Source organism: Streptomyces sp. NPDC091416 (assembly GCF_044756845.1).
GTDB lineage: Bacteria > Actinomycetota > Actinomycetes > Streptomycetales > Streptomycetaceae > Streptomyces.
Genome location: NZ_JBIVTU010000009.1, coordinates 383,204 through 396,401, shown reverse-complemented (window position 1 = coordinate 396,401; position 13,198 = coordinate 383,204). Strand labels below are relative to the sequence as shown.

Sequence of the window (13,198 nt, the reverse complement as noted above, 5' to 3'; positions counted from 1 at the left end):
CGTTCAGCGGGCTGCCAGCGCCTGTTCGCCGGCCCGGCGCATGGCGGCCAGCGGCGCGGGCGAACGGCCCGTCATCTGCTCGACCTGGAGGACGGCCTGGTGCACCAGGAGATCAAGACCTCCGATGACTGCGCCGCCGCGGCTCTGCCAGGCGGACGCGAGTCCGGTGGGCCAGGGCTCGTACAGCACGTCGAAAAGCGTGCCGGGGGCCTCCGGCACGGCATCCAGCAGCGCGTCCGTGGCGCCGGCCGGCGTGGTCGCGATGATCAGCGGCGCGTGCAGGGCCTGCTCGGCCTCGGCCCAGTCCGCGATGTGCACATCGACGCCGAGCCGCTCGCCCCAGCCACGCATCTCGTCGCCACGCTCGCGACTGCGGACGTAGGCCGTCACCGGTCCCGTACAGATCTGCGAGAGCGCGGCGAGCGCGGACGAGGCGGTGGCTCCGGCGCCGAGGACGGCGGCGGAATCGGCCTTCTCGACGCCGCGCTCACGCAGGGCGGCGATCATGCCGGGGATATCCGTGTTGTCGCCGGTGAGGCGGCCGTCCTCGGTGAGGACGACCGTGTTCACGGCCTCGACGGAGGCGGCCGTCCCGCTGACGGAGTCCAGCAGCGGGATGATCGCCCGCTTCAGCGGCATGGTGAGAGACAGCCCGGCCCAGGAACCGTCCAGGCCCTCGACGAAACCGGGCAGCGCCTGCTCGTCGATCTCGAACCGGTCGTACGACCAGCCGTCGAGGCCGAGTTCGGCGTAGGCGGCCCGGTGCAGGACCGGGGAGAGCGAGTGGGCGATGGGCGAGCCGAGGACGGCTGCCCGGTGGCGCCGGTCAGTCGAGGCCATGCAGTTCCTTGAACTTGTCGTTGAGCTTCTCGTGCTCGGCGGCCGTCTTGGTGAACTGGGTCTTCTTGCCGTCGAGCGAGATGAAGAACATCCAGCCGTCGGAGGTGGGACTCAGCGTCGCGCGCAGTGCTTCGTCCCCAGGGTTTCCGATGGGGCCCGGCGGTAGACCCGCGTGGTAGTAGGTGTTGTACGGATCCGGATTGGTCCGGATCTCGTTCGATCTGATCTTGATCTCGCTCTGCTTCATGAGGTAGTTGAACGCCGAGTCGAATTCGAGCTTGCGGTTCGTCGCCACGTTGTCGGGCTTCAGACGGTTGTAGACGACCTCGGCCATCTTGCGGAAGTCGTCATGCGTGAGGCCTTCCGCCTGGACGAGGCTGGCCACGGTGAGCACCTGCCACGGCCCGTCCAGCTTGTACTTCTTGGCGGTTGCCTCGAGGTCGAGATCCTCGTACTCCTCGTTGGACCGCGCGACCATCTTCTTGAGGATCGCCTCCGGCTTGGTTTCCTTCGTCACCGGATACGCGGCCGGGTAGAGGAATCCTTCCAGCGGGTCCTTGATGTCCTTGGCCTTGCCCACCCAGCCCGGCAGACCCAGCTCGGCCTTCTTGGACTTGGCTACGGCCTCGGTCGTGCCCTTCTTGAGATTCAGCTTCTTGTCGACCATCGCGTAGACGGCGACGTTGCGGGAGCCTTCGGGAATGATGAGCAGGTTCTGGCTCTTCGGGTCGACCATCATCTTCACGGCCTCGGAAGCCGACATCTCCTCGTGGAGGAGATAGACCCCGGCCTGGATCGACTTCCCCTTGGGGTTCTCGTTCTGGGCGGAGACGAAAGCGTCGACGCTCTTGACGACGCCCGCCTTCTTCAGGATGTTCCCGATGTCGTACCCGTAGGCACCCTTGGGGATCTCGATCTCGACCGAGCCCGAGCCGCTACCCGCGTAGTCGGGCGCCGAGCCGAACTTGTCCTTGTAGAAGGAGTAGCCGAAGTAACCGACTCCGCCGAGGCCGCCGGCCAGGACGAGGGAGACGACCAGACAGGCGCAGCCGCTGCGCCCCTTCTTCTTCTTGCCCTTGCCGCGGCGCTCGCCGTCCCCGCCCCCGCGGCGGGACTCACGCGCATCGTCGTCGTACTCGTCCTCGTCGTCCTTGGCCTTGCCGTCGTCCGCGCCCGTGAAGAACGGGTGCGTCTCCTCCGGCTGGACCTCGGGGTCCCAGTCCGGGTTCTGCTCCGGGGCCGGGGCGGGCTCGGCCTCGCGGCGGCCCGGGGGCTGCGGAGGCGGGTACGCCTCGGGGGTGCCGTAGTAGTCGTTCGTCTCGTCATAGCCGTACGAGGCGGCGGGCTGGCCCTCGTACGGCATCGAGGCGGGCTGCTGACCGGTGTCCCAGCCTCCGTTGTAGGGAGGCTGCTGGGCGTACGGGTCCTGCTGCTGACCGTACGAGGGCTGCTGCTGGTACTGCGGCTGCTGCTGGTGCTGCTGCGCGTACGGATCCTGCTGCTGCTGGTGCTGCTGCGCGTAGGGATCCTGCGGCTGCTGCTGATACTGCTGCTGGGCGTAGGGGTCCTGCTGCGGGTGCTGCTGGGCGTACGGGTCCTGCGGCTGCTGCTGGGCGTACGGGTCCTGCTGCTGGCCGCCGTACTGGCTCTGGCCGTGGGCAGGCTGCTGGCCTCCCCATCCCTGGTCCCCGTAAAGGGGATCCTCGGGATGCCACGGTTCGGAGCCGGGGCCCCGGCCATACTCAGTCATCGATCCCCTTGAGCCGCGAGACGAGGTTCCGTCTCTTTGCTGTGCGGTGTTTGTTCGAACACCGCCGCATCGCGCGGAACGTTACCGTATCGCGATCAGACAACCACTTCGACGCCCTCCCCGGGCGGATTGCCCGAGGCCCGTTCGGACTCCAGAGCGTTCTGGAGGATCACCACAGCCGCAGCCTGATCGATGACGGATCGGCCTTTTTTGGACTTCACGCCCGAGGCGCGCAGCCCTTGACTGGCCGTCACTGTGGTCATCCTCTCGTCCACCAATCGCACCGGAATGGGTGCAACCGCACGGGCGAGCACATCGGCGAAGGTGCGGACCTTGGCCGCGGCCGGCCCCTCACCGCCGCCCAGGGAGCGGGGCAGGCCGACGATGACCTCGATCGGCTCGTACTCCGCGACGATCTGTCCGAGCCGCCGGTGGGCGGCCGGGACGTCGCGCCCCGGCACGGTCTCCACCGGCGTGGCAAGGATCCCGTCGGGGTCGCACGAGGCGACCCCGATGCGGGCGTCCCCGACGTCGATCGCCAGGCGGCGACCGCGGCGCATCGTCATGTCCGGCGTCACGCCGTCTCGGTGACGAGGCGTTCGACGGCGGCGACGGCGTCGCCGATGGCATCCGGGTTCTGGCCGCCGCCCTGGGCGACGTCCGGCTTGCCGCCGCCACCGCCGCCGAGCGTCTTGGCGGCGGTACGGACCAGGTCACCGGCCTTGAGACCGCGCTCGCGGGCGGCCTCGTTGGTGGCGATGACGGTGAGCGGGCGCCCGTTGGCCGTGGTGAACAGGGCCACGACGGCCGGCCGGCCGCCCTGGATGCGCCCGCGGACGTCGAGGACGAGCTTGCGCAGGTCGTCGGCCGAGGTGCCGTCCGGCACCTGGCCGGTGACCAGGGCGACGCCCCGTACGTCCTTGGCGGAGTCGACCAGCCCGGCGGCGGCCGCAAGGACCTTCTCCGCGCGGAACTTCTCGATCTCCTTCTCGGCGTCCTTCAGCTTGCCGAGCATGGAGGCGATCTTCTCCGGGAGCTCCTCGGGACGGCCCTTGACCAGCTCCTGGAGCTGGGCGACGACCGTGTGCTCCTTGGCGAGGAAGTTGTACGCGTCGACGCCGACGAGGGCCTCGATACGGCGCACACCGGAACCGATGGACGACTCGCCGAGCAGCTTCACCAGGCCGAGCTGGGCGGTGTTGCCGACGTGCGTGCCGCCGCACAGCTCCTTGGAGAAGTCGCCGATGGTGACGACGCGGACCCGCTCGCCGTACTTCTCGCCGAACTCGGCGATGGCGCCCTGCTTCTTCGCCTCGTCGATCGACATGACCTCGGCCTGGACGTCGAGCTCCCGCGAGAGGACCTCGTTGATCTTCTGCTCGACGTCGACGAGGACCGTGCCGGGTACGGCGGCGGGCGAACCGAAGTCGAAGCGGAAGCGGCCCGGGGAGTTCTCCGAACCGGCCTGGGCGGCCGTCGGGCCGAGCGCGTCGCGCAGCGCCTGGTGCGTGAGGTGGGTGGCGCTGTGGGCGCGGGCGATGGCACGGCGGCGGGTGTTGTCGATGGCGGCGAAGGCGGAGGCGCCGACCGTCACCTCGCCGACCTGGACCGAGCCCTTGTGCACGGAGACGCCGGGAACCGGCTGCTGGACGTCGCGCACCTGGATGACGGCGCCGTTGTCGAGCCGGATCCGGCCCTGGTCGGCGAGCTGGCCGCCGCCCTCGGCGTAGAACGGGGTGCGGTCCAGGACGACCTCGACCTCGTCGCCCTCGGAGGCGGCGGGTGAGGAGACGCCGTCGACGAGGAGACCGACGATCGTCGACTCGCCCTCGGTGGAGAGGTAGCCGGTGAACTCGGTGACGCCCGAGTTGTCGGCGACCTCGCGGTAGGCGGAGAGGTCAGCGTGACCGGTCTTCTTGGCCCTGGCGTCGGCCTTCGCCTTGTCCCGCTGCTCCTGCATGAGGCGCCGGAAGCCGTCCTCGTCCACGGAGAGGCCCTGCTCGGCGGCCATCTCCAGGGTGAGGTCGATCGGGAAGCCCCAGGTGTCGTGGAGCAGGAACGCCTTGTCACCGGCGAGGACCTGGCCGCCTGCGGCCTTGGTCTCCGTGACGGCGGTCTCCAGGATGTTGGTGCCGCCCTTGAGGGCCTTGAGGAAGGCGGCTTCCTCGGCGAGCGCGACGGTCTCGATGCGCTTGCGGTCGGTGACCAGCTCGGGGTACTGCAGCCCCATCGTGTTGACCACGACGTCGACCAGATCGTTCACGACCGAACCGGTGGCGCCCATCAGCCGCATGTTGCGGATGGCCCGGCGCATGATGCGGCGCAGCACGTAGCCGCGGCCCTCGTTGCCGGGGGTGACGCCGTCGCCGATGAGCATGACGGAGGTGCGGATGTGGTCGGCGACCACGCGCAGCGAGACGTCCGTGCCGGCGGCGGCGCCGTAGCGGACCCCGGTGAGCTCGGTGGCCTTGTCCATGACGACGCGCAGGGTGTCGGTCTCGTACATGTTCTGTACGCCCTGCAGGATCATCGCGAGGCGTTCGAGGCCGAGGCCGGTGTCGATGTTCTTGGACGGCAGGTCGCCGAGGATCGGGAAGTCGTCCTTGCCGTCGCCGGCGCCGCGCTCGTACTGCATGAAGACCAGGTTCCAGATCTCCACGTACCGCTCGTCGTTGACGGCCGGGCCGCCCTCGACGCCGAACTCGGGCCCGCGGTCGTAGTTGATCTCGGAACAGGGGCCACAGGGGCCGGGGACGCCCATGGACCAGAAGTTGTCCTTCTTGCCGAGGCGCTGGATGCGCTCGGCCGGGACACCGATCTTGTCGCGCCAGATCTGCTCGGCCTCGTCGTCGTCGAGGTAGACCGTGATCCACAGCCGCTCGGGGTCGAGACCGAAGCCGCCGTCCGCCACGGAGCTGGTGAGCAGCTCCCAGGCGTACTCGATGGCGCCTTCCTTGAAGTAGTCACCGAAGGAGAAGTTCCCGCACATCTGGAAGAACGTGCCGTGCCGGGTGGTCTTGCCGACCTCTTCGATGTCCGGTGTACGGACGCACTTCTGCACGCTGGTGACCCGCGCGGCGGGCGGCTTGACCTCGCCCAGGAAGTACGGCTTGAACGGCACCATGCCGGCCGGGACCAGCAGCAGAGTCGGGTCGTCCGCGATGAGCGACGCCGAAGGCACGACGGTGTGACCGCGCTCCTCGTAGAAGCTCAGCCAGCGGCGGCGGATTTCTGCCGACTCCATCAGTGGTCCTCATTCCGGTTGTACGAGTTGTAGGTACGTGACGTGGGGGGAAGTCTGCGGGGTGCCTCGGACTCGGCCGCCTCGACGGCGAAGTGGCGCTGCACGGGGAGGTCGGGGTCGACGGGCGCTTCGAGCCCGAGCGCCTCGCCCAGTTCGGCCTCGCGTCTGGCCATGCCCTCGCGGACGTCCAGGGCGAAGTCCTTGAGCTTGTGACCGGCCACGAGCGCCTTGTCGGCAGCCTGTGCCGCGAGGCTCTCGGGGGTCAGCTGCTTGATCTTCCGGTTGACCTTGGCGGTGGCCCAGACGCCGGCGGCTGCGCCGGCGGTGAACCAGAACGTACGGCGGAACATCGCTGCGTCAGTCCTTCGATCCGCGGGAGTTTCTGCCGTCGCGCTTCCTGCCACGCGCGGACGGCACGGTCCGGCCGACGATCACCGAGCGCCGGGAACGCGCTTCCGGTTCGGGGCTCGCCTTGCGGCCGATGGCCTGCCGGACCCCGTAACCGAACGCCGCGACCTTGACCAGCGGGCCGCCGAACGTGGAGGCGACGGTGGTGGAGAGCGCCGAGGCGTTGGAAGTGACTTCCTGGACGTCGGTCGCGATCGCGTCGACCTTGTCGAGCTGGGTCTGCGCGGAGCGTACGGTCGCGGAGGCGTCGGCGAGCAGCGGGACGGCCTGTTCGGTCACGTCCGCCACGAGTTTCGTGGTCGCCCTGAGCGTCTGGGCGAGCCTCACCAGTACGACGGCGAGGAACGAGACCAGGATCGCCCAGAAGACGGCCACCAGGATCCCGGCCACCTCACCACCGGACACAGTGCACCGCTCTCTGGCTTGTCGTCGGTCTGTCTTGTTTCCTGCTGTTCGGCGGGGCCGTCGCGGCGGCCGGGTCGCCGTCCCCCGAGCCTATCGCGCCGGGGCTCGCGCCCTGTACCGCATGACCGGCCGGCCCGGGCGGAGTTCCGGCAACGAGATTGTACGGAGCGCTTTCGGGCCAGTACTCTGCGTGTTTCATGCGACGCACTCAGCGCCCCTCTCCGTCCTCCGACGACCCCGGCCGCCCGGCCGCCTCCCCCGGGGCGCCGACGCCCCGTCACCCGGGCAATCTGCCGGCGGAGCTGAACAGATTCGTGGGTCGTGACCGAGAGCTGGCCGATGTCGCCGGGCTGCTGGAGGAGTCACGGCTCGTCACCGTCGTCGGGGTGGGCGGGGTCGGCAAGTCCCGGCTGGTCACGAGAGCGGCGGCGCTCCTGGAGAAACGGTACTGCGACGGTGTCTGGCTGGTGGAGCTGTCGGCGGTCCACGACGCGGCGCTGCTGGAGCACGCCCTGGTCGACGCGCTGCGCCTCACGGACCACACGAGCAGACCGCCCCGCTCCACACTGCTCGACCACTGCGCCGAGCGCCGGCTCCTGCTGGTGATCGACGGCTTCGAGCATCTGGTCGACGCCTGTGCGGAGTTGGTACGGGACCTGCTGCGCCGCGCACCCGAACTGCGGGTGCTGGCCGCGGGCCGGCTGCCGCTGGACCTCGACGGCGAGCGCGGCTATCCGCTCGCGACGATGAGCGACGAGGACGCGCTGCTGCTCTTCGCCGAGCGGGCGGCGTCGGTACGGCCCGGGTTCGGGCTGACCGAGCACACCCGGGACGCGGCCCTGGAGCTGTGCCGTCGCCTCGACGGCATTCCGCTCGCGCTGGAACTGGCCGCCGGCCGGCTGCGGGCGCTGTCGACGGAACAGGTGCTGCAGCGGCTGGACGACCGGTTCCGGCTGCTGACCGGTGGCAGCCGCAGCGCGCTCGGCCGCCACCAGACGCTGCGCACGGCCATCGGCTGGAGCCACGAACTCTGCGCGCCCGAGCAGCGGCTGCTGTGGGCGCGGCTGTCCGTCTTCGCGGGGCAGTTCGACCTGGAGGCGGCCGAGTACATCTGCAGCGGTCCCGATCTGCCGGCCGACTCGGTGCTGGACGTGCTGTCCGGGCTGCTGGCGCAGTCCGTGGTCCTGTGCGAGGAGTCGGCCATGGGCGCCCGCTACCGGATGCTGGACACGGTGCGGGAGTACGGCGCCGAGTGGCTCGCCGCCACGGGCGACACGGACCGGCTGCGCCGCCGCCACCGGGACTGGTTCCTGGGGCTGGCGACCTGGTGCGAGCTCGACTGGTTCAGCCCGCGGCAGGCGGAGGTGGCCGCCCGGGTGGAGAGCGAGCTGCCGAACCTGCGACGTGCCATGGAATGTTCGCTGGAGAGCCCGGAGGAAGCTCACCTCGCGCAGTACCTGGCGGGCACGCTCTGGTTCCTGTGGGTCGGCTGCGGGCGCCTCTCGGAGGGCCGGCACTGGCTGGATCACGTACGGGAGGAGGAGACGCCGTACGACTCCTCGCGGCTGAAGGCGCTGTGGGTACTCGGTTACGTCGCCGTCCTCCAGGGCGATCCGGTGGGCGCGATCTCGGCCCTGTCCGAGTGCCGGGAGGAGGCCGACCTGGCGGGGGACGCCGTGGCGTCGGCGTACGCGGTGCACCGCACGGGCTGCCTGGCCCTGGTCACGGACGACATGCCGCGCGCGCACGAACTGCTGCAGGAGGCGCTCGGCCGCTACCGGGAGCTCGGCGAACTGAACAGCAACGTGCTGATGGCCCAGGTCGAACTGGCCATGACGGTCGGGTTCCAGGGCGATCTGGACGGCGCGGTCGTGATCTGCGAAGAGGTCCGGGAGATCTGCGAGGACCACGGGGAGCGGTGGGCGCTCAGCTATGCGCTGTACGTCCTGGGCTTCGCCGCGCTGCAGCGGGGCCGGCCCGCCGGGGCCCGGGAACTGCTCGGGGAGTCACTGGCCATCAGCCACACCTTCCACGACCGCCTGGGCACCGTGCTCGCTCTGGAGCTGCTGGCGCTCGTCACGGTCGTCGAGGGGGACGCGGCGGAGGCGGCTCTGCTGCAAGGGGCCGCCGACCGGATCTGGCCGTCGGTGGGGCTGCCGCTGTTCGGCTCGGCGCACTACGGCGGACCACGGGCCCGGTGCGAGGAGCTGGCCCGGCACGAGCTGGGCGAGGCGCTGTACGCATCGGAGCGCGGGGCGGGCGGCCGGCTGGGCGCGGACGCCGTGGTGGCCAGGGTCCTGTCGGGCGGGCCGGGACAGCAGGAGCCGCCGGGGACGCGGCCCCCGGCCACGCGAAAGCCCGCCGCCTCTCCGGTCGGAGAGGGGCGGGCCTGAGCGCCGGTGTTGAGCGGCTACGCCTGAATCAGCGGGCGTAGTACTCGACGACGAGCTGCTCGTCGCAGATCACGGGGATTTCCTTGCGGTTCGGGTCCCGGTCAAGGCGGAAGGCCAGGGCCTTCAGGTTCACCTGCAGGTAGCGCGGGGTCTCACCGTCGGTGTCGTAACCACCCTCGCGGGCCACCTGGAAGGGGTACTTCTCGCGGCTGCGCTCGCGGACCATCACGATGTCGTCGGGACGGACACGGAACGACGGCTTGTCGACCTTGCCACCGTTGACCTCGATGTGGCCGTGGACGACCATCTGGCGGGCCTGGTAGATCGTCTTGGCGATACCGGAACGCAGGACCAGCGCGTCGAGGCGGCGCTCGAGCTCGACGACCAGCGCCTCGCCCGTCTTGCCTTCGGCCTTCTTGGCGCGGTCGTAGGCACGCGCCATCTGGCGCTCGCTGATGTCGTACTGGGCGCGCAGACGCTGCTTCTCGAGCAGACGGACCTTGTAGTCCGAGTTCTGCTTGCGGCCACGGCCGTGCTCGCCCGGCGGGTAGGGGCGGGCCTCGAAGTACTTGACGGCCTTCGGCGTCAGCGCAATGCCGAGCGCGCGGCTCTTCTTGACCTTGGGACGCGACTGATTAGGCACGTTCTCCAGACCTCCGTTGTAGGTTAGGTTAGGCTCACCTTACTCAAGGAGATCGCATGTCTCGCCCTGGGAACACCACACACGTCACGGACAGCACAGACAGCGGCAGCACACCTGAAGGTGCTGCTACGACGGAAGGCCGATCTGATCGTGGTCAGCCGCGTCCCAGCGGGCTTGAAAACACCCGGCTGCCGTCAGCAGCCGAGCGCACACGAACTCTCGTACAGAGTACCTGCTCCGCGGTGCTGCTCATCCCCGGGCTGGAAACAGCGGGCTCGGACCAGCTGATGCCGCTGTCCCGGACCGTCGGTCCGGACGGCGACCTCTTCCTCGAATTCCCCGCTGATTCCCCGGCTGCGCGGGCCGCGACGCACGCCCAGGACGACGAGCTGGTGGCCGTGCTGGAGATCACGGACGTCGCCCCGGTCTCCGTCCCGCACCGCATCCGCGGCCGGGCACGTGTCAGCGGATGGCTCACATCCGTACCCGGGATGGCGGGCCCCGGCAGGATGCTGCTGCGGCTGGAGACGGGCGAGGCCCACGTCGAGGACCTGTGGGGCGCCCAGGCGGTCGAGCCGGAGGAGCTGCGGGACGCGGCCGCCGACCCGCTCGCCGCCCACGAGGCCGAGCTGCTCCAGCATCTGCACGCGGCCCACGGCGATCGGCTGGGGACCCTGTGCGAACTCCTCGGCGAGCGGTCCGCCCCGGCCGGGCCGGGGAACCGGCCGTCCGTCGTACCGGTCGCGCTGGACCGTCTCGGACTGCGGGTCCGCTTCTTCGAGCGGAACGGGCCCTGCTTCGACGCCCGCTTCGAGTTCCCCGAGCCGGTGCGCGACATGACGGAGCTGCGCCATGCCATGCGCACGCTCTTCGACGCGGCCGCTCAGTGAGGCAGAACCTCTGCGAGAAGGGGCGTGGCCGCCCAGTGAGGCACGGCCTCTGCGCAAAGGGGCGTGGCCGCCCAGTGAGGCGCGGCCTCTGCGCAAAGGGGCGTGGCTTCTACGGACCGTCCGGCGCGCTCGCCGCGCCGTCGGCCTCCGTGCGGCCCAGACGCTCACGGACCCGGTCCGCCACGTCCGCGTAGCGCGCCTCGGCCCCGTAGCGCGTGGGCCGGTAGTAGCGCTTGTCGCGGACCGCGTCCGGTGCGTACTGCTGCGCGGCGATGCCGCCGGGCACGTCGTGCGGGTAGACGTAGCCCTGCGCGTGGCCGAGCTTCGCGGCGCCCTTGTAGTGGCCGTCGCGCAGATGGGCCGGGACCGGGCCGGCCAGTCCCTTCCGTACGTCGTCCTGCGCCGCGGAGATCGCCAGCGTCGCCGCGTTGGACTTCGGCGCGAGCGCCAGCGCGATGGTGGCGTGGCTGAGCGTGAGCGCCGCCTCCGGGAAGCCGATCATCGCGACCGCCTGGGCTGCCGCGACCGCGGTGGGCAGCGCCGTGGGGTCGGCGAGACCGATGTCCTCGCTGGCCGAGATCATCAGCCTGCGGGCGATGAACCGGGGGTCCTCCCCCGCCTCGATCATCCGGGCCAGATAGTGCAGCGCCGCATCGACGTCGGAGCCGCGGATCGACTTGATCAGCGCACTCGCCACGTCGTAGTGCTGGTCCCCGTCCCGGTCGTACTTCACGGCCGCCCGGTCGACGGTCTCCTCCAGGGTGACGAGGGTGATCTCCGCCTCCTGCTTGGACAGCGCCGCGCCGGCCGCCGCCTCCAGCGCCGTCAGCGCCCTGCGCGCGTCGCCCCCGGCGATGCGCAGCAGATGTTCCTCCGCGTCCCCGGGCAGCGTCACCGCACCGCCGAGTCCGCGCTCGTCGCTCAGAGCCCGGTGCAGCAGGCCCCGGAGATCGTCGTCGGTCAGCGACTCGAGCGTCAGCAGCAGCGAGCGCGACAGCAGCGGGGAGATGATCGAGAAGTAGGGATTCTCGGTGGTCGCCGCGATCAGGGTGACCCAGCGGTTCTCCACGGCCGGGAGCAGCGAGTCCTGCTGCGCCTTGGAGAAGCGGTGGATCTCGTCCAGGAAGAGGACGGTCTCCTTGCCGTAGCCACCGGTGGCGCGGCGGGCGCCCTCGATCACGGCGCGCACTTCCTTGACGCCCGCGGTGATCGCGGAGAGCTCGACGAATCGTTTGTTCGTGGCCTTGCTGACCACGTACGCCAGCGTCGTCTTACCGATGCCCGGCGGACCCCAGAGGATCACAGACGAGGGGCCGGCCGGTCCCCCGCTCCCCTCGCCTACGAGGCGGCGCAGTGGCGAGCCCGGCTTGAGCAGATGCTGCTGCCCCACGACCTCGTCGAGGGTACGGGGGCGCATCCGGACAGCGAGAGGGCTGCTGGACGGGTCCTTCTCCTGGCGGTCTTCGGCAGCTGCGGTAAAGAGGTCGGGCTCCACGTTTTGAAGCCTATGTCACCGCACTGACATCCCGGCCGGGCCGGCATCCGGCCCGGCGGCGGACGGACCGGTCAGCTGGTCCAGAAGTCCCACCAGCGGGTCAGGATCAGCATGCCGATGATCCCGATCCACAGGACCGGGGGCACCCAGTGGAACTCGGTGAGTGCGTTGCGCAGCCAGCTCGGCGCGGGGATGATCCGGTGCTTGATGTTGTGCGTGGTGACGTAGCAGAACATCAGGATCGTGGCGACCCAGGCCAGGCAGCACCACAGGCACAGCGAGTTGATGTTGTACAGCGACTGGTACTGGAGCCAGGTGCAGAAGCCGACGCCGAACAGCGTGCCCGCGTTCATCCCCAGCCAGTACCAGCCGCGGAAGCGCGCCCCGGCGAGCAGTGCCAGGCCGATCCCGATGATCACGGGGTAGGTGGCCATGCCGAGCCACGGGTTGGGGAACCCGAAGGCCGACGCCTGCTCGCTCTTCATGATGTTGCCGCAGGCCACCACGGGGTTGAGGCTGCAGCCCGGGACGAAGGTGGGGTCCTCCATCATCTTGAGCTTGTCGAGCGTGATGACCCAGGCGGCGAGGAGTCCGGCAGCGCCCGTGATGACCAGCAGCAGTGCCAGCGCGCGACTGCCGCCGATGGTCCTCTTCCCGCCGTCCTCGTCCTGGTCGGAGGAGGGATGGTCAACCGCTGCAGTCGTCATATCGCCGTTCCGTCAGTGAGTGGCCTGCTGGGGCACGGTCATTGTGCCGTACGGGCGCACCGGTCTTCCGTTCGATGAACATAAAGATGCGCGCCCGGTCGCGGGGCCACAGCGCCCGGCGCCCGGGGGTGTTGGCCCGTCACCGCCGTGCGGAGCGGCTCCGCTCGTGTTTCCGGGCGGGATCCGGCCCACCTTCGGGTGTCACGTCCGCCTCCGGACCGAAAACGCCCGGCCGGATGAACGCGCGCCCACCAGGTTGACGACAGGGTGACGGGTCCACTGCCGGGTCCTCACGTCGTGGGGGGGGGGGGGGGGGCGGCCCCCCCCCCCGCGGGGCCCCCGGGGGGGGGGGGGGGCGGCGGGGCCCCCCCCCCCCCCCCCCCCCCGCGGCCCCCCCCCCCCCCGGGCGGTGAGGTTGGGGGT

The 13,198-nt window shown here is 70.3% G+C and carries 10 protein-coding genes and 1 pseudogene; 2 read left to right on the top strand and 9 right to left on the bottom strand.

The window, feature by feature from the left end; all coding sequences use genetic code 11:
• Positions 1 to 3 precede the first annotated feature (3 nt).
• The 6 genes from ACIQMX_RS27300 to ACIQMX_RS27275 all read right to left on the bottom strand — a co-directional run bounded on the left by ACIQMX_RS27300 (position 4) and on the right by ACIQMX_RS27275 (position 6,632).
• Entirely contained in the window at positions 4 to 840 is an 837-nt protein-coding gene (locus ACIQMX_RS27300) for a shikimate dehydrogenase (RefSeq protein ID WP_363078061.1), read from the bottom strand.
• Complete coding sequence (mltG, locus tag ACIQMX_RS27295) at positions 827 to 2,590, bottom strand: endolytic transglycosylase MltG (RefSeq protein ID WP_402481880.1); 1,764 nt, start codon at positions 2,588 to 2,590, stop codon at positions 827 to 829. The genes ACIQMX_RS27300 and mltG overlap by 14 nt, the downstream gene beginning before the upstream one ends.
• 95 nt (positions 2,591 to 2,685) lie before the next feature.
• The gene (ruvX, locus tag ACIQMX_RS27290; RefSeq protein WP_402481940.1) at positions 2,686 to 3,150 is read right to left on the bottom strand and encodes a Holliday junction resolvase RuvX; all 465 of its coding nucleotides are present in this window, start codon (positions 3,148 to 3,150) and stop codon (positions 2,686 to 2,688) included.
• A gap of 14 nt (positions 3,151 to 3,164) precedes the next feature.
• Positions 3,165 to 5,834, bottom strand: coding sequence for an alanine--tRNA ligase (gene alaS / locus ACIQMX_RS27285; protein ID WP_363078065.1), 2,670 nt, complete (start codon positions 5,832 to 5,834; stop codon positions 3,165 to 3,167).
• Positions 5,834 to 6,184, bottom strand: a complete 351-nt coding sequence (locus tag ACIQMX_RS27280) for a DUF6167 family protein (RefSeq protein WP_363078067.1) — start codon at positions 6,182 to 6,184, stop codon at positions 5,834 to 5,836. The genes alaS and ACIQMX_RS27280 overlap by 1 nt, the downstream gene beginning before the upstream one ends.
• A gap of 7 nt (positions 6,185 to 6,191) precedes the next feature.
• Positions 6,192 to 6,632 (bottom strand): DUF948 domain-containing protein, encoded by a 441-nt coding sequence (locus ACIQMX_RS27275; protein ID WP_363078087.1) that lies wholly within the window; start codon positions 6,630 to 6,632, stop codon positions 6,192 to 6,194.
• Positions 6,633 to 6,844: 212 nt separating this feature from the next.
• Between ACIQMX_RS27275 and ACIQMX_RS27270 the strand changes: the two are divergent.
• Positions 6,845 to 9,053: pseudogene (locus ACIQMX_RS27270) on the top strand (ATP-binding protein).
• Positions 9,054 to 9,068: 15 nt separating this feature from the next.
• On the opposite strand, the gene rpsD reads toward ACIQMX_RS27270, so the two are convergent.
• Positions 9,069 to 9,683, bottom strand: coding sequence for a 30S ribosomal protein S4 (gene rpsD, locus ACIQMX_RS27265; protein WP_136327444.1), 615 nt, complete (start codon positions 9,681 to 9,683; stop codon positions 9,069 to 9,071).
• Between the two features lie 188 nt (positions 9,684 to 9,871).
• On the opposite strand from rpsD, the gene ACIQMX_RS27260 reads away from it, so the two are divergent.
• Positions 9,872 to 10,573: a DUF2470 domain-containing protein gene (locus ACIQMX_RS27260; protein ID WP_363078089.1), complete on the top strand. Its 702-nt coding sequence runs from the start codon at positions 9,872 to 9,874 to the stop codon at positions 10,571 to 10,573.
• Positions 10,574 to 10,682: 109 nt separating this feature from the next.
• On the opposite strand, the gene ACIQMX_RS27255 is transcribed toward ACIQMX_RS27260, so the two are convergent.
• A complete protein-coding gene (locus tag ACIQMX_RS27255; RefSeq protein ID WP_402481876.1) occupies positions 10,683 to 12,068 on the bottom strand; it encodes a replication-associated recombination protein A in 1,386 nt (461 codons plus the stop codon).
• Between the two features lie 71 nt (positions 12,069 to 12,139).
• On the bottom strand, positions 12,140 to 12,775 hold the full coding sequence (locus tag ACIQMX_RS27250; protein ID WP_363078073.1) for a vitamin K epoxide reductase family protein: 636 nt from the start codon (positions 12,773 to 12,775) through the stop codon (positions 12,140 to 12,142).
• Positions 12,776 to 13,198: the final 423 nt, after the last annotated feature.